This is a genomic window from Burkholderia sp. AU31624, assembly GCF_020420065.1.
GTDB lineage: Bacteria > Pseudomonadota > Gammaproteobacteria > Burkholderiales > Burkholderiaceae > Burkholderia.
On the sequence record NZ_JAIZRT010000007.1, the window covers coordinates 510,483 to 528,101 of the forward strand.

General features: G+C 65.6%; 12 protein-coding genes. 3 read left to right on the forward strand and 9 right to left on the reverse strand.

Translation table 11 applies throughout. The annotated features are described in order from the left end of the window. Nucleotides 1-38 precede the first annotated feature (38 nt). The 5 genes from LGM89_RS26640 to LGM89_RS26660 all read right to left on the reverse strand — a co-directional run bounded on the left by LGM89_RS26640 (nt 39) and on the right by LGM89_RS26660 (nt 4,950). Entirely contained in the window at nt 39-995 is a 957-nt protein-coding gene (locus LGM89_RS26640; RefSeq protein WP_226274459.1) for a transporter, read from the reverse strand. A 36-nt stretch (nt 996-1,031) separates the two neighbouring features. Next, nucleotides 1,032-1,559, reverse strand: a complete 528-nt coding sequence (locus LGM89_RS26645; protein WP_089498727.1) for a flavin reductase family protein — start codon at nt 1,557-1,559, stop codon at nt 1,032-1,034. 5 nt (nt 1,560-1,564) lie between these two features. Continuing rightward, nucleotides 1,565-2,803 carry a styrene monooxygenase/indole monooxygenase family protein gene (locus tag LGM89_RS26650; RefSeq protein ID WP_226274460.1) on the reverse strand — a complete coding sequence of 413 codons (1,239 nt, stop codon included), beginning with the start codon at nt 2,801-2,803 and terminating at the stop codon, nt 1,565-1,567. A 70-nt stretch (nt 2,804-2,873) separates the two neighbouring features. Continuing rightward, complete coding sequence (locus LGM89_RS26655; RefSeq protein ID WP_089429707.1) at nt 2,874-3,662, reverse strand: SDR family oxidoreductase; 789 nt, start codon at nt 3,660-3,662, stop codon at nt 2,874-2,876. 40 nt (nt 3,663-3,702) lie between these two features. Beyond that, on the reverse strand, nt 3,703-4,950 hold the full coding sequence (locus tag LGM89_RS26660) for a dienelactone hydrolase family protein (RefSeq protein ID WP_226274461.1): 1,248 nt from the start codon (nt 4,948-4,950) through the stop codon (nt 3,703-3,705). 352 nt (nt 4,951-5,302) lie between these two features. Here LGM89_RS26660 and LGM89_RS26665 point away from each other — a divergent pair, with 352 nt between their 5' ends. Next, on the forward strand, nt 5,303-6,328 hold the full coding sequence (locus LGM89_RS26665) for an AraC family transcriptional regulator (RefSeq protein ID WP_089498724.1): 1,026 nt from the start codon (nt 5,303-5,305) through the stop codon (nt 6,326-6,328). Nucleotides 6,329-6,359: 31 nt separating this feature from the next. On the opposite strand, the gene LGM89_RS26670 is transcribed toward LGM89_RS26665, so the two are convergent. Continuing rightward, nucleotides 6,360-7,316 (reverse strand): mannuronate-specific alginate lyase, encoded by a 957-nt coding sequence (locus tag LGM89_RS26670; RefSeq protein ID WP_226274462.1) that lies wholly within the window; start codon nt 7,314-7,316, stop codon nt 6,360-6,362. 397 nt (nt 7,317-7,713) lie between these two features. On the opposite strand from LGM89_RS26670, the gene LGM89_RS26675 reads away from it, so the two are divergent. Next, nucleotides 7,714-9,906, forward strand: a complete 2,193-nt coding sequence (locus LGM89_RS26675; protein WP_226274463.1) for a TonB-dependent siderophore receptor — start codon at nt 7,714-7,716, stop codon at nt 9,904-9,906. Between the two features lie 21 nt (nt 9,907-9,927). On the opposite strand, the gene LGM89_RS26680 is transcribed toward LGM89_RS26675, so the two are convergent. Further along, a complete protein-coding gene (locus tag LGM89_RS26680) occupies nt 9,928-10,734 on the reverse strand; it encodes a response regulator (protein ID WP_226274464.1) in 807 nt (268 codons plus the stop codon). 1,138 nt (nt 10,735-11,872) lie between these two features. Here LGM89_RS26680 and LGM89_RS26685 point away from each other — a divergent pair. Then, nucleotides 11,873-15,487, forward strand: a complete 3,615-nt coding sequence (locus LGM89_RS26685) for a YadA family autotransporter adhesin (RefSeq protein ID WP_226274465.1) — start codon at nt 11,873-11,875, stop codon at nt 15,485-15,487. 84 nt (nt 15,488-15,571) lie between these two features. Here LGM89_RS26685 and LGM89_RS26690 read toward each other — a convergent pair whose 3' ends face one another. Further along, nucleotides 15,572-15,859 carry a hypothetical protein gene (locus tag LGM89_RS26690; protein WP_226274466.1) on the reverse strand — a complete coding sequence of 96 codons (288 nt, stop codon included), beginning with the start codon at nt 15,857-15,859 and terminating at the stop codon, nt 15,572-15,574. 55 nt (nt 15,860-15,914) lie between these two features. Beyond that, a complete protein-coding gene (locus LGM89_RS26695; protein WP_226274467.1) occupies nt 15,915-17,357 on the reverse strand; it encodes a TetR/AcrR family transcriptional regulator in 1,443 nt (480 codons plus the stop codon). Between the last annotated feature and the right edge of the window lie 262 nt (nt 17,358-17,619).

Sequence of the window (17,619 nt, forward strand, 5' to 3'; positions counted from 1 at the left end):
GCGGCGGAACGTCGTGCCCGTTCACCCGTTCGCGGCCGTCACTGAAAGTGATGCACATACCGCAGCACCATCCGCGTGCCCTGCGGCCGGTTGCGCGCATAGGTCTCGAAGTACGCGTTGAACATCAGATGATCCTGCGGCGAGAAGCTGACCATCGCCCCCGGGCCGATCGCGAACACGGCCTCCCGCGTGCCCGGTACGTCCTGCCCGTTTTCCTTCATGTCGGTGGTCTGGCGCAGCCAGTAGCCGTTGAGCCCCAGCCGCAGGCCGGGGCGCACTTCGTACTCGGTCGCGAAGTTCGCATGGATCGCCTGGCCGGCCTGCGTCGACGTCACGTCCGGGCCGAGCGACGTGGCCGGCTGATGGTTGGTCGCATTCCACAGATAATGCAGCCGCCACGACACGGTCCACTTGGGCGTGAGCCACAGCGTCGCCGCCCAGTACGGATCGAACGACCAGACATGGCTGCCGGGGTTGATCGCGCGCGACGGATCGTACGCGCCGGTCGGCGCGATGAACTGGAATTCCACGCGCTGCGCGAAGCGCGGGCCTTGCGCGCCCATCACCGGGTCGAACTGGATGAACGGGCCGATCAGCAGGTCGCCGAAGCCGGCGCGTGCATTCAGCGCGACGTTGCCGATGCCGTCGTCGGTTCGCGCGGCCGCGATCCACGGCAGGATCACGTCGAGGCCGGGATGCATGCCCGCGAACGTCCGCGGCGACTGATAGACGAGCTGGCTCAGCCCCGCGAACAGGTCGACCTCCTGCTTCGGCAACCCGACCTTGTTGCCCGCATTGTCGTTGACGCGGCCGGCCGTGTAGTACTGCAGGTACTGCGTGCCGTACCAGCCGGCACCGGCCGGCGGCATTCCGTCGAGGAAGCTGGTCATGCCGAGGTTGACCGCCGGCAGGTCCGCTGCGCCGGCCGGTGCGCTTGCGGCCATGCCGGCGATCGTGAGGCCTGCGACGACGAGCACGCGAGAGCCGAGTTTCATGTTCACCACCTCCTGTTGGTTTATTGGTATAACTAATCAATCAGCACGAAAAAGATCGGGATGATCGGCGATCGCACGATACTGGCCCGCATGGAACACCAGCGGCGCACGGCCGTTTGCGTCGAACTGTTCGATCTGGCCGATGAAGAGCAGGTGATCGCCGCCTTCGTAATGGCCGACGTTGCGGCACACGAAGCGCGCGCTCGCGCCATCGAGGCAGGGCACGCCGCCGGTTTCCGAATCGACGTGAAGCACGCCGTCGAACTTGTCGGCGCGTGGCGTCGCGAAGCGGCGCGACAGGTCGATCTGGTCGTGCGCGAGGATGTTGATCGCGAAATGGGTGGCCGCGACGAAATCCGGGCGGCTCGGCGCGACCTTGCGCAGGCTCCACAGCACGAGCGGCGGATCGAGCGACAGCGACGAGAACGAATTGGCGGTGAGGCCCACCTTGCGTCCGTCGGCCGCGCACGTGGTGATCACGGTCACGCCGGTCGGGAATTGCCCGAACGCGGCGCGCAACTGCAGCGGGTCGAGCGCCGGGCGATCGGTAGCGGTCGTTTCCATGTCGGTCACTCCGTGCGTGCGCTGTGTTCGCGGATCATCGCCGCGCAGGCCGACGGCTCGAACCACCACGGCGAGAACCGGCGCGGATCGTCGAAGCCGTCGACGATCGCCGCGGCGAGCGACGGCAACTGGCCGGCCGCGCCGAGCAGTTCGAGGATGTGCGGCGGTGGCGGCGTGAGCAGCGAGTTGGTCCAGCGCACGACGTGCTGCGCATACGCCCAGTAGCCTTCGAAGGTCTGATGCATCCAGTCTTCGCCGAACGGCGCGGCATCGCGTGCGACGATCGCATCGAAATACGCCTTCGCGCATTTCGCGGCGTTGTTCGATCCCTGGCCGGTGATCGGATCGTTGACGACCACCGCATCGGCCATCCCGAACACCGTGCGGCCCGACGGCAGCCGGAAGAACGGCTTGCGCACCGTCGGCGTGAAGCGTCCGGCGAGCGTGCCGTTCGGATCGGTGAGCTCGACGTCGCGGCAGCGCTCGAATTCCCACGGTACGTACTGCTGCAGGAACGACAGGCTGCGGTCCAGATGCTGGTCGGGCGTCTTCACGTCGGCCCAGCAGTCGAGCGGGCCGCCCGGAATGCCTTCGAACACCATGATTTCGCAGGGGCCCGTCGTGGTCAGTGCGGGGAACACGAAATACTCGCCGATGCCCGGCAGCAGGTTGAAGCGCACGCGCGAATACGGCTGGCTCGGCGTCATCCCTTTCACGTAGGTGAGGGCCAGCGCGCGTTGCGGGCGGTCGAACGCGCTGCGTGCAGCGTCGCGGCCGAGCAGGTTGACGATCTCGCCCTTGCCGGCCGCGAGCAGCACGAGGTCGTGGCTGCGCGCCAGTTCCTCGAGTTCGGGCACGCCGACGTCGGCAATGCGCACGTCCGCGCCCCGGCGCTTCACGCCGTCGAGCCAGTCGGCCATCTTCACGCGCTGGTCGACCGATTGCGCATAGCGCGTCAGCCGCGACGACCAGTCGATCACCTTGCGGCCGTTGCCGTCCGGATGCGGCACCGCGATGCCGATCCCTTCGACGGACGGGCACGCTTCCTCCCACGCGTTCAGGCCGAGATCGCGCTCGATCTGCAATGACGTGTGGAACATGCACTGGCTCGACATGACCTTGCCGGTGCGGATCTGCTCGGCGTCGCGGTTGGTCGCGAGCGTGACGTGGTAACCCTGGTCGAGCAGGGCGAAGGCGAGTTGCAGGCCGGACTGGCCGGCGCCGACGATGGCGATGCGTCTCATGAGTATGTCCTTGGTTGGCCGGATGCCGGCCGGGATGGAAATGATGGCGGGATGCGGCGGCGAGGAACGGTCACTCCGCGAGACGCGGAATGGCCGGCACCGCCTGTTCGGGGCCCATCGCGGCATAGCCGCCATCCACCGCGTAGTCGGCGCCGGTCACGAAGCTCGCCGCGTCGCTGCACAGGAACGTCACGACCTGCGCGACCTCGGACGGATCGCCGACCCGGCCGAGCAGGTGGAACGGCGCGGCGACGCGATCGGTCTTCGCACGGTCGCCGTGCGTCAGCTCGTCCATCACGCGCGACCACGTCCAGCCCGGCGACACCGAGTTGACGCGAATGCGGTCGGGCGCGAGATCCATCGCCATGCTGCGCGTGAGCTGGCGGATCGCCGCCTTGGATGTCGGGTACAGCCAGCGGCCGGTTTGCGCGCACTGCGCCGAGATCGAGCTGAAATTCACGATCGCGCCGCCGCCGCGCCGGACCATCTGCGGATGCACGGCCTTGGCGAGCATCGCCGCCGACACGACGTTGACGTCCATCGCGGCGAGCCAGTCGTTGCGGGTTGCCTGGATGCCGTTGTCGACGTAGCTGCACGCGAGGTTGACGAGCACGTCGATCGCGCCGAACCGCTCGACGATGGCCGCGACCGCATGCTCGATCGCGCGATCGTCGGTGATGTCGAGCGCGACGAACATCGCCCGTTCGCCGAGCGAGTCGGCCACGCGCGCGCCATTCTCCGCATCGAGATCGAGGATCGCGACGCACGCACCGGCGCGGCTCAGGTCCTGCGCGACCGCGGCGCCGATCAGCGTGGCGCCGCCGGTGACGATCGCGACTTTGCCAGCAAGGGCAGTCATGGGGTGTCTCCGGAAATCGTTGGGTGAGGGAGTGGGCGCGTCAATGCACGCCGGTCGATGGTTCGCTGTCCTGCCAGCGGCGCATCAGCCCGTTCGACGGCACGGTTTCGTCGAGCAGCTTGCGGGCCGTTTCGACGCCCGCGACCGGCAGGCCGGCCGGATCGAGCAGGCCGATCTGCACGAGCACGCTCGCCTGGTCCCAGTAGATGTGCTCGTGATAGAGCTTGTCGCCGCGAAACTTGACGATCGCGACGAGCGGAATCTCGACGCGCTTGCCGGTCGGCGCGACGCCCGGCAGCATCCAGTCGATCTCGGTGGTGTGCGTGAAGCAGAACAGCAGCTCGTCGACGATCTGGCTCGCGCCGACCGTGCGCGAGATCGGCGTGATCGTCGTGTCCGGCGGATTCGCGTGCACGAAATGATGCGTGTAGAAGCGCTTGAGCTCGTCGTAGCCGACGCCGCCCGTCAGCGTCGGAATATGGTTGACGTACGGTTCGGCGACCATCGTCGCCATCGTGGCATCGACGTTGCGCGTGTCGAATTCGTGTTGAAGATGCGCTTCCCACAGTGTGGACAGGTCGTAGTGCGGGCCGAGCGCGGTACGGAACGCGGCAATCGCGCGCTGATGGGCCATGCTCGCGGCGGCCTTGTCGAAATGATCGCCGCCGGCGCGTGCGAACGCGTGATCGACCCCGGGATACACGTACACGTCGACGCCGTCGCGCCCGGCCAGCGCTCCGGCAATGCGCTGCTGCGCGTCGGGCGGGCAGAAGCGATCCTGCCCCGCGATCTGCAGCACGAGCCGGCCGTGCAGGTGCGCCGCCTCGTCGAGCGCCTGCTCGATGCCCACCCCGTAGTAGCTGACCGCCGCGGCCACGTCCGGCAGCCGGCACGCGGCGAGATACGCGAGCTTGCCGCCGAGGCAATAGCCGAGCACGCCGGCTTCGCCCGTGCATTCGGGCAGCCGCTTGAGCACGTCCAGCGTGGCGCCAACATCCTCGACACCCTTGTTCTCGTCGTATTCGCGGTAAAGGGCCATCGCGCGTTCCACGTCGGCGGCCGAGTAACCGAGTTCGATCCCCGGCGCCTGGCGCCAGAACAGGTCGGGCACGAGCACCGTATAGCCTTCCTCCGCGTAGTAGTCGGCCGCTTCCCGCATCGTCGCGTTCGCGCCGAAGATCTCGTGGCACAGCACGATGCCGGGCCCGGTGCCGCCGGCCGGCGTGCTCAGGTATGCGCGAAACGTGCCGCCGTCCGGCGACGGAATCTCGATGTGACGTCCTTGCATGTGTCCCTCCATTCCAGTTTTTGCTGCGACGGGCCCAGTATTGGCGGACGAAATGGGCACTTCTATCCGCTTTCTTCGGCCGGTATCCGCGAATTCCGGAAACCTGTTGCACCGGCCGCCGCGCATGGGCAGGCGCGCGGCTGACTGCGGGTATGTGCGGATGCGGAAGCCCCGCACAGTTTTCTACGATGCGCGAACGGTCCGCTTCTTGCGTCATGTGGGCAGGACTCGTGTGCTGGGGCGGCCGGACTGTCCGGATACGCCGGGCGCTATCCGGATCGTGCGGCGGATGCCCCCATACCGGGAACGCATGCACGGCGCGAGTGCAATCGAGCATGACGGGAGAACTTCGATGGCGCAATTTTCCGAAACGGGCTGGCTGCCGGATACGGCCTGTTTCAATCACGACAACCTGCTGCTGCAGTCGAACGACGTCGACGAGGTGCGCGCACGCGTCGCCGACGTCTTCAAGCCGCACCGGCTCACGCCGACCGGCGAATCGCGCGCGCTGCACAGCTGCATGCACCACGCGCGCTGGGGCAACCTGTCGTTGAACCTGCTCGATTATGGCGGTGGCGTCAGCATCGAGCCCGGGCCGCTCGAGCACTTCTTCCTGTTGCAGATCCCGTTGCGCGGCGACGCGGAGATCGAGTGCGGGTCGGCGCGTTTCGTGTCGTCGCCGGGCACCGCGTCGCTGATCTCGCCGACGCTGCCGCTGAAGATGCGCTGGGGCGACGCGTGTCCGCAAGTCATCCTGCGGATCGAGCGCGAAGTGATGGAGCGCCACGCGCAGCGGCATTTCGGCGACGACCGGCGCGCGCCGGTCGAATTCGAGCCGGCATTCAGCCTGTCGTCGTCGCAGGGCGCGTGTCTGATGCAGATGCTGCCGATCCTCGCCGGCGCGATCGCGACGGACGCGCATCCGCTGCGTCATCCGCTCGCGTTCGAGCAGCTCGAATCGACGCTGCTCAACCTGCTGCTGCACGGCCACCCGAACAGCGCGCGAAACGGCACGCGGCACCTGGCGGTAGCGATTGCGCCGTTCTACGTGCGGCGCGTCGAGGACTACATCCGCGCGCATCTCGACGAGCCGCTGACGATCGAACGGCTCGCCGAACTCGCCGGCGTCAGCCCGAGCACGCTGTTCGCCGGCTTTCGTCATCGCCACGGCACCACGCCGATGGGCTTCGTGCGGCAGTTGCGGTTGCAACATGTGCGCGAGGAACTGCTGGCCGATGCGTCGCCGGGCCTCGCGTCGGTGACGGACGTCGCGCTGAAATGGGGCTTCGCGCACCTCGGGCGGTTCGCGATCGAGTACAAGCGGGCGTTCGGCGAGTCGCCGTCCGCGACGCTCAGGATGCGGCGCGGGCGCGCCTAGCGGCTCATGCGGCAGCCCGCTCGCGGTTCCGCTACGGCAGCGGCGCGCCCCAGACCGCCGTCACGTCCCCGCCGAGCCGCCATTCGGTGAACGGGCGGCGCGGTGCGATGATCGCCGGCAGCCGCGCGTCGTGAAAGCGCGCGTAGTACGGCTCGACCCAGCTCAGTTCATCGCGGAACGTCCACGGAAACAGGTCCTGCCTGACCGGCGTGACGGCCGTGAAGCTGGCGGGATCGACGACCGCATGGATGACCAGGTTCGCCAGGCGGCCGATCGCGCCGTCGTTTTCCCGATAGAGATCGATATGGCGCCGCTGCACGAGTTCCGCCGCGAACACGAGCGGGAGCAGCGCGAACGTGTGATAGTGCAGCGCGCGGTTGCCGCGTTTGACTTCCCGTGCAAGAGAACCGTCGGGGCCGATGTCGCGGATGCCTTCGCGTACCCGCAGCAGCCCCGAATCGACGAGGCTCGCGTTGCCGGTCACGGTGCCGATGGCGATCAGGTCGAGTCCGGCCCAGTACACGAGGTTGTTGTGCAGATGGTTGATCGCTTGCGCATCGCGGGTGGCGATCGCGATGCGTTCGAGCCACGGATCGATCGCGTCGAAGCGCGCGCGGTTCGCGTCGCGCACGTCGCGCGGCATGCGCAGGATCACCATCGCGAAGTCGGTGCCGGCCCAGGAGCGCTCGTAGTTGCCCTGGTAACCGGTGATCCGGCCCATCAGCGCGTCGGCCTGGGCCCAGCTTTCCAGCAGGCTCACCGCGCATGACCAGTCACCCTTGTCCGCCGACGCATTGAGCCGTGAAATGAAATCGCGCATCGGCTTGACCGCGCGCGCATAGCCGGCGGCGTCGTCATAGTAGCCGGGCGGATCGATCGTCGTGACGGCCGCCGGGACGTCACACGCGCGGGCCGGCGGCACGGCACAGCAAAGCGCGCTCACCGCGAGCCACGCGGCGAGGAGGGGGCGAGTCGACAGGCGGCGCATACGGTCCTCGGTGGTGACGTGACGGTGACGCGGCAAACACGGAAGCCGAACCGGGGGCGGACAACCTCGCGATGCAGGACGCGCGCGGCCGCCAAGGCACGACGAACCCCGGTGACGCGCGCGGGCCGTGCAGCCCGCGGCCGCTTCCCGTGGCGCAGGCAGTCTAGCGTCCCCGTCTTTCATCCGCCTTGCCTGGCGCCGGCCGACGACGCATTTTTTTAAGACTGCGCCCCATTCGCCCGGTATCATCGCTGCGCTCGCGACCGACGCCATGGGCCAGTGCATGCCGACTCGCGCGCAACCTGCATCGCCAAGAAGACAACCCAGGGCGGACGCCGACGGCGCGTCGCGCCGCGATCGGGCCGAATCGGCCACCAGCACGACGGAGCAAGGAACGATGGTAACGGGGACGGGCGCGGCGCGACGCGCGAGGGCGATCGCGGCAGGGGGCGCGTGGGTCGTGGCGGCGGCGGGCGGCGCACACGCGCAGGCATCGGGTGCGGCAGTCACGCCGCCGGCCGGCGCGGCGGCGACCGTGCTGCCGACGATCGACGTGACCGGGAAGGCCGACGGCGCATCGAGCGGGCTCGTCGGGCTGCGCACCACGGCCGGCACGAAGACCGACACGCCGGTGGCCGAGATCCCGCAAACGATCAATCTCGTGACCGCGCAGCAGATCGAGATGACCGGCGCGACCGACCTGAACCAGGCGCTGCGCTACGTGCCGGGATTTGCCACGTTCGGCGCCGACAGCCGCACCGACTGGTATGCGGCGCTGCGCGGCTTCACGCCGACGCTGTACGTCGACGGTGTGGCCGCGCCGAATACGGCCGTGATCGCGAACTGGCGCGTCGACCCGTACACGATCGACTCGATCGCCGTGCTGCGCGGGCCGACGTCGGTGCTGTACGGCGCGGGCGAACCCGGCGCGATCGTCGACGCACACACGAAGCTCGCCGACGGCGAGCGCGTCCGCGAAGCCGGCGTGCAGATCGGCAACGACGCGCGCAAGCAATTCATGCTCGATGTCGGCGATACGCTCGATCCGGACGGCCGCCATGCGTACCGCTTCGTCGGCGTGGCGCGCGACGGCAACGCGGTCACCGGCCCGAACGGCGACCGGCGCATCGCGCTGGCGCCGTCGTTCCGATGGCGGCCGAACGCCGATACGTCGCTGACGCTCTCGGCGACGTTCCTGCAGGACGGCAGCGATATTTCGTCGAACTTCCTGCCCGCGTCGGGCACCGTGTTGCCGAACCCGAACGGCCCGCTGTCGCAGGACATCTACATGGGTGCGCCCGGGTTCAACGACTACCGGAAGAAGCAGTGGTCGCTCGGCTACGCGCTGGAGCATCGCGTGAATGCGATCTGGTCGCTGCATCAGGACGTGCGCTGGTCGCACCTGTCGCTCGACGACGCGACGGTGTTCGGTATCGGCTTCGTGCCCCGCAGCAGCACCGACATGATGCGTTATGCGGGGCTGTTCCAGCTCAACTACAGCCGGTTCGACATCGACAACCACGCGCAGGCGCGCTTCGGCACGGGGCCGCTCGAACATACGCTGCTGCTCGGCGCGCAATATGACCGGCAGACGACGACCAACAGCGTGTGGCTCGCGCTGGCGCCGTCGCTCAACCTGTATCAACCCGTCTACCGGCCCGTCACGGACGCGATTTTCTCCGGCCCGACGTCGCTCGGCCACGTCGACCAGTACACGGCGATGAACACGTTCGGCGTGTATGCGCAGGACCAGATCCGCTGGCGGCGCTGGACGCTGACGCTCGGCGGCCGCGAGGATTTCGTCAATGCGCGGTTCGACGACCGGACGGCCGGCACGCAGGCGCGGCAGGACGTCAGTGCGTTCTCCGGGCGCGTCGGGCTCACCTATCAGGGCGACGCCGGGCTGTCGCCGTACGTGAGCTATTCGACGTCGTTCGATCCCGTCATCGGCGTGAGGATGGTCGGCGGCGGCTTGCCGAAGCCGACACGCGGCAAGCAGACGGAAGCCGGGTTGCGCTGGCAGCCGCCCGGCAGGAACCTGCTGCTGAGTGCGGCCGTCTACCAGATCGATCAGACCAACGTCGCGACGCCGGCACCGGTGAGTCTCGACCCGACCGGCACGACGTCCGTGCAGACCGGCAAGGTGCGCTCGCGCGGGATCGAGCTGAGCGCGCTCGGCAAGGTCACCCGCGAGTTGTCGGTCGTCGCGTCGTATGTGTATCAGGACGTCAAGAACGTGCAGGCGAACGACGCGTCGCTGAACCACTGGCCGGTGGCGGTGCCGCTGCCGCGGCAGATGGCGTCGATGTGGGCCGACTGGACCTGGCGCACGGGCGCGCTGGCGGGCCTCGGGATCGGCGGCGGCGTGCGCTACCAGAGTGCGTCGGCCGGCGCGCCCGACAACTCGCTGACCGTGCCGAGCGTGACGCTGGTTGACCTGGCGCTGCACTACGAGATGCCGCGCTGGCGGTTCGCGCTGAACGTCGCGAACCTGTTCGACCGGCGTTATGTCAGCGGCTGCACGTCGTATACCGTCTGCGTGTTCGGCAACGAGCGGACCGTGCTGGCCACCGCGAAATACACCTGGTAGTCGCGAACGCGCGGAACGGTCCTACGCGTCGCGTTGCGGTTCCCGGCGCACCGCGCGTTCGCCGGCGTGACGCTGGCGCCGCCACTCGGTCGGCGTGAGGCCGAAACGTTCGCGGAATGCGGTTGCGAAATTCGCCGGCGTGGAAAAGCCGATCTCCTTCGCGATGCTGGCAATGCTGAGCGACGTCGAATCCAGCAGGTCCTGCGCGATCCGCAGCCGCTCGTGCCGCAGATACTCGAATACCGTCTGGCCGAGGTTGTCGCGAAACGCGCGTGACAGCCGCTTTTCGTGCGTGCCGACCGCGCGGGCCAGCTGCTCCACCGTCGGCGGATCGTTCAGCGTCCGTGCCAGGTGGCGGATGGCCGCGCGCACGATGATGTCGTCGTCCTTGCCGGCCACGAACGCGCTGTCCATGTCGACGGGCTGCTCGCGCTTCTCCCGCGCGAGCTGCACGCGAATCCGCGCAAGCACTTCGGCGGGCTCGAACGGCTTGACCACATAGTCGACGCAGCCGATGTCGAACCCCTCGAGGCGCTCGTGCAACGCGCCGGCCACGGTCAGGAAAATCACTGGAATCGCGCACGTCAGCGGATCGGCGGCAAGCAGCCGGCACGCGGTGAAGCCGTCCATGCGCGGCATGCGGACATCCATCAGGATCAGATCGGGCAGGAGCGCCTGCGCGCGCTGGCACGCCTGCAGCCCGTCGGATGCAATGCTGATCCGGCACCCGGTGCCGCGCAGGATGTCGATCAGCAAGCGAAGCTGGTCGGGTTGATCGTCGACGATCAGGATATGGGCGTCGCCCAATGCGGAGATCGATGGATGCATCGTGCACCTGTTCTGGAATGGCTGCTGGCTGCGTTCCTGCGGGTGGCCGGCCCGGTTCGGATCAATCGTCGGAAGCTGCGCTATGGCGACGTACAAGCACATCGATATTCGAATGTCGCCCCGCTACACGAAGGACAACCGGTCGGCGTAATGCCTTGCATGGCTGGTTTTGATCACTGACCCGGTAAAGGCGCGGAGCGTTGCCGGCGTCGCGCGCTGAGAAATGCGCGCCCGCCGGTATCGATGCGAGCCGAATTGTAGGGGCATATTTCAATTCTTGCCAGATGCATTGACTCTATCTGCTTCATTCCGCTTTTCGGATGCTTCATCGTGCATCGTGAATGGCGCTTACAGTATGGCGCGCCGATGCCTGTCCATTTCCGCCATTTTCATTTGGCGCTGCTACGTGCAATCGCGTAGTTCCACGGCTTTTTTAAAAAATATTCCAAGGAATCTTTTTTTAATCCGCCTCAGCAAAGATTTTATCCGCCCGGCAAAACATCTCGATTAATTTCGATGGCTCGAAATCGTTTGCGAGATGTGCGTTTTAAACGCAACTATTTGAATATATTGAATTTTACAATCTATAAAGAATGTCACCTTCAACAATTTTAATTCGTGTCTCATAATTCGTCCGAACTTTGAGTGCAGGGTTGCACCGAGCAACGCAAGGCACGGCGGGTTGTGGCGGACGTTGTGCGATTCGGGTCCGAGGCATCAGTTGATGTGACTCCGAGCGCATGTCCGTTGCGCGCAAGCGAAAATCCGGTTGCCGTGGATGAAATAAAAGAAGCGGGGTGGGTCGCGGTCAACGCGACATCAAATCAGGGGTGTCCATAACGGCGGGTTGAATCTCCGGATTCAGTCGCTGGGCGAATTCGTCCATATAAAACGATATGCATTCCTAATGCATTACCTGGATTAACGGAACGGGCCGTCGCACGAACGACGGGCCCGCGCTTTCGAACGTCCCGTCGCCACGGGCGGACGATGCGCGCCGCCTTCGGCACGCTCGAGCCGCGCACGGCATCGGGTTCCGCACTGAAGTCGTAATCGCAATCGCAGTCGCAGCTGAAGTCTTCAACAAAACTAAGTAGTCCGTATTCAAACCAAACGCTACAAAACGGAGCAGAAGACCATGAAGAGGAAGCAGATTTCGGCGCTTGCCGCCGCCATGTTCACGGGTGCAGGTGTGCTGATCGCGGGTGCCGCGCATGCGGACAATTTCGTCGATCGCGGCAACCCGGACAACGCGCTGAGCGGTCAGTGCATCGACGGCACGAACCCGTTGTGTGTCGCGACCAAGAGCGGGAGTTACGTGGCAGTGAGCACGGCCAACGTCAAGATGGGCACGAATGCCAAGGCCGGCACCAGCGGGATCGCGATCGGCGACCAGTCGAATGCAAGCAGCAATGGCGGCACCAGCAGCGGCGGCGCGATCGCGGTCGGCGTCGGTGCGCAGGCGCTGGCGAACTCGGCCACGGCCATCGGCACGGTAGCCGTCGCGCAGGGCAACACGGCGCTCGCCATCGGTCGCCAGTCGGCCGCGGTCGGCGATTTCTCGATGGCGCTCGGCAACGTCGCCGATGCACACGGCACGAGCTCGATCGCGCTGGGCCACTCGGCGCTCGCCAGCGGCGATCGTTCGGTTGCGATCGGCGGCGCCAACCCGACGTCGAGCGACGGCGTGTCGGCCGGCGCGTCGTACGACGCGGCCACCCAGACGCGCGCCGGCGGCACGCAATCCGTCGCGATCGGAGCGGGCGCGCAGACGAACGACAACAACCAGGTGGCGATCGGTTCGGGCAGCGTCGGTGCGAACAATGGGGGCACGCCGGTGTTCGGAGGCACGGCCGCGCCGGTTGGCGGCGCGGTGTCGTTCGGCGCGATCGGCAACGAGCGCCAGCTCAAGAACGTCGCGGCAGGCGCGGCCGATACGGACGCCGTCAACGTCCAGCAATTGAAGAACGTGAACGGCACGCTCAGCACGAGCATCGCCACGGTCGACGCGCGCGTGACGTCGGTCGGCAATTCGCTGTCGACCACGATCTCGAACGTCGACCAGCGCGTGACCAACGTGGGCAACAGCCTCAGCACCAGCATCGTGACCGCCACGAAGAACGTCGTGAAATACACCGACGATTCGCATGCGGCGATCGCACTCGACGGCGCCAACGGCACGACGATCAACGGCGTCGCGGCCGGTGTCGCCGACACCGATGCCGTCAACGTCGGCCAGCTGAAGGGCAGCGTCGCGCCGCTGCAGACGTCCATTTCGACGGCAGCGTCGAACATCGCGAACCTGCAGACTAGCGTCACCGGCATCAACACGTCGCTGAGCACGGCGACGACGAATATCGGCAATCTGCAGGCCGCCGATGCCCGCAACGTGAAGTACGACGGCCAGAGCGGCTTCGACTCGGTGACGTTCGCCGGCACGAACGGCACGACGCTGCACAACGTCGCGGCCGGTGTCGCGAACACCGATGCGGTGAACGTCGGGCAACTGAACGGCGGTCTGTCGTCGCTCAGCACGAGCGTGACGAACAACCTCAGCACGACGCTCGGCAACCTGAGCACGTCGATCACGAACCAGATCGGCAACGCGACGAAGAACGCCGTGCAGTACGACGATGATGCGCACAGCGGCGTGACGCTCGGTGGAAAGGGCGCGCAGTCGCCGGTCGGCCTGCACAACGTGGCGGACGGCATTGCCGCGGGCGACGCCGTGAACGTCGGCCAGCTCGGCAAGGCCACCGACACGCTGAACCAGTCGATCACGAATGTCGGCAACAGCGTCACGACGCTCGGCAACCAGGTGACGACGAATACGGGCAACATCGCGGCACTCCAGCAGGACGCACTGCTGTGGAACACGAACCTCGGCGCATACGATGCGAGCCACGGCGGCAACGGCCCGCAACGCATCGGCAACGTCGCGGCCGGCAAGAACGGCACGGACGCGGTCAACGTCGACCAGTTGAACGCGGCGATTCAGGACGGCACGAGCCAGCTCGACGCGCTCGCGGTGAAGTACGACGACGCGAGCAAGAAGCAGGTTTCGCTCGGTGCAGGCAACGGCGGGAGCCCGGTGCGACTGACCCATATCGCGGCAGGCAACGTCGCGGCCGGCAGCACGGACGCGGTGAACGGCGCGCAACTGCGCCGCGCGACCGACGGCACCGTAGCCGCGCTGGGCGGCGGTGCAACGGCGAATCCGGACGGCTCGATCAGCGCGCCGGCCTATAAAGTCGGCGGCGGCTCGTTCAACAACGTCGGCGACGCGCTCACGAACCTCGACGGCCGCGTCGGCAGCAACACGACGACGCTCGAGAATCACGAAACGCGCATCGGCAACGCCGAAACGAACATCGCCGGCAACACGGCCGCGATCGCCGGGCTGCAACAGGACGCGCTTCAGTTCGACCCGAAGGCCGGTGCCTACAACGCGGCGCGCGGCGGCGCACCGACGAAGCTGACGAACGTGGCCGACGGCAGCATCGCCGCGGGCAGCACGGACGCGGTGAACGGCGGCCAGTTGTCGGGCGTGAAGTCGTCGCTCGAACAGCAGATCACGCAGGTGTCCAACCAGGCGGGCGAGGCCGTGAAGAACGTCGTCAAGTACGACGTCGACCCGAACGGCAACCGGCTGAATTCGGTCTCGCTGATCGGCGGCGACACGAATGCGGCCGTCGTGCTGAAAAACGTCGCCGCGGGCACCGACGATACGGACGCGGTGAACGTGAAGCAGCTGAAGGGCGTGCAGTCGAGTCTCAACCAGCTCGGCGCGCTTGCGGTGCAGTACGACGACAGCTCGAAGAACTCGATCACGCTCGGCGGCGCCGGCGGCACGCGCATCACCAACGTGCAGGCAGGCACGCTCAGCGCAACCAGCACGGACGCGGTGAACGGTTCGCAGCTCTACGCGACCAACCAGCAGGTCGCGAAGAACACGACCGATATCACGAACCTGCAGGGGAACGTGACCAACATCGCGAACGGCAAGGCCGGCCTCGTGCAGCAGCAGGATCCGAATGGCGCGATCACGGTCGGGAAGGACACCGGCGGCGCGAGCGTGAACTTCTCCGGCACGTCGGGCGACCGCGTGCTGACCGGCGTCGCGGCGGGGGTGAACAACAACGACGCGGTCAACATGGGCCAGTTCAACAATGCGCTGAAGAACGTCGCGGCCAATGACCAGATCCGTGCGGCGGCGACCGATGCGAACACCACGTGGATCGCGCGAGCCGATGCGGGTTCGATCGGGTCGACGGCAACCGCAACCGGCAAGAACGCGGTGGCGGTCGGCCAGGGCTCGGTCGCCGATCGCGACAATTCGTTCTCGGTCGGCGCGAAGGGCAGCGAGCGCCAGGTCACGAACGTCGCGGCCGGCACGGCGCCCACCGACGCGGTGAACGTGCAGCAGCTGAACGACAACCTGTCGGCCGCGTCGAATCAGGCGAAGGGCTACACCGATCAGCGCATCGGCCAGGTGTACAACTCGTTCAACGACCTGAAGAAGGATATGTACGGCGGCGTGGCATCGGCCATGGCCGTGGCCGGCCTGCCGCAACCGACGGGCGCGGGCCGCTCGATGGTCTCGGCGGCGACGTCGAACTATCACGGCCAGCAAGGTTTCGCCGCCGGATACTCGTACGTGACGGAAAGCAACCGCTGGGTCGTCAAGGCGTCGGTGACGGGCAATGCGCGTTCGGACTTCGGCGCGGTGGTGGGTGCGGGTTACCAGTTCTAGCAGGCATGTTTGTAATGATGTAACTAAAAGCCCGTTTTCCCTTGTGAATACGGGCTTTTTCCGTTGTTTACATCTTTCGGGTACTCATATGCGTGAAAGCTCTCGTGCCGCAGTCTTTTCATCAAAGACGGGTGCCCCGAGTCCGTCATGAATTCGGCTATCCAGGAAGCCTTCCGAGGTGAACTGCGCGTACAGTAGGCTGCCTCGTTTGAGAGCGAGGGGGGGCGTGGCTTCGATGCGATCGAGGGCATGCTCTTGATACTGCTGTTTGCACGTCACGCGGCAAATTTTTTTCACTGGTCGTGCGGGGATCGATTTGAGCTTCACGAGCGCGATGTCCCGCACGCTGATTCGTGTCAGGACCAGCAACATCGCAGGATTGCGCAACTGATGGACGCTGACGTCGTGCACTGCTCCGGATGTTCGCTCATGTCGGAGCGAGCTCACCCGTCGTCATGCTTCCATGAGCAATGCGAATTGCCACATTCATCATCAGGCTAAAAACGTGGTCCATATTCGCCAAACGCTTTTGCTCACCAAGCATCAGCGTCCCGGCGCCATCCACCTGTGCGGCAATGAGTGTCGCTCGAGCGAGGCATTCTCGCGCGGTTGCAGACGGGTCGATCTCGCGTATCAGATCTGCACAGAGCGCTCGATAGGCAACGTAGACGCTTCTGACAAGTTCACGCGCCAAGTCCGAGTGCAGAGCCAACGCAAACATCTCGACCCAGAGTCGGGACGCCTCTGGATCACGGGCTTCCTCGAAAACATCCTCGGCTATTTCGCAAAGTCGCTCCAGTGCCGGTTTGCTGCTCGGTTTCCCGATTTCGGCATAGCGGTCTAAATAGAGCTTCCCTATCGCACCGATTGTCGAGCGCAGCAGGTCGTCATGCGTCGGAAAGTAATTCTGGAGAGCCGACGGCAGGATTCCAAGCTCCCTGGCTACGCCTGCCAGGGTAAAGTTCGCATACCCCTCTGAAGCTAAAAGGGTCGTGGCAGTCGAGATGATCTCGTTGATCTTTATCTCTCTGCGCCTGCCCTGGGCAGTTGGCCGGTAATAGAGTGCATCTTGCGCAGATTGGTGCGTCCTCAGGTCCAACCGCCCTTGCTGGCTTGGTCCGTCGGAACCCATGATGCCGGCATGCAGGTTGCTGTCCCGAAGGTGGCGAGTGCTCGGAACGAGAAGAGAGCGCTCCCGTTCCAGCATCTGTGCCGGCATGCTTACGATCGCTTTTACAACTCGCTTTGTCAGGCGAACGAATTCGGCGTAGTCCTTCTCTGGAAACTCGCCGTGGGAAGCGAAGATCGTCATTCCGTCGATCTGCGACACGATGACGGACGCACGCACCATGCTTTCGTCGCTGGTCAGCTCCGGATGAATCTCCGATAGCAACGCCTCAAAGATGCCCCGATACCGGGCATACATATCGCCGATCAGTTCTGCGGCATATGGCTCATGCCGAGCGAAAGCCCAGACTTCGACCATGAACTTCGGCAGGTCCGTTTCGTTGACGTTGCGAAATATGCGTTCTACCAAAGCAGTGCAACGTCGCGTAGCGCTGATACCCGGCTGATTGGCGATTGCCGCGTAATCGTCGACTGTCTGATTCATGAACGCCAGCAGTGCGGCGCGCAACAGTTCTTCTTTCGTTCGAAAGTAGTACTGGAGATTGCCTTGCGTAATTCCGACACGGTCTGCTACTCGGCGGGTTGCGAAACCGGTATACCCGTCCTCCTGAAACACTTGCCTGGCGGCAAAGATGATCTCCTTGATGCGCAGTTCCCGGTTTCGTCGCGCTGCCGGCCGCGTATTGAGTCCTGGGTCCTCGGAATGGTCGGAGGTTTTACGCTTGACTGCCTCTTGTTGCACGTCGATTCTCCAAAGCTTTCAGAGTACTGTCCGAAATTATAGGTCGATTCGACGGAAGCGCAAAACACAGCTGCGCTTCCGCTGCACGGCCTGTCCACGTGAGACGTGCGCTGCCACGCTCCGAGCCGGTGCCCGGAGATGGTAGGCCGTGAGCTGCCGGTTTCAGTTTGCTTCGCTCTCTCTCATGGAGAGCTCCGAATGGCCCCACGGCCGCTTCCTCCTAGCAAAGTTGGTCGACCGGAATCGCTTTCGTCTCGGCAAT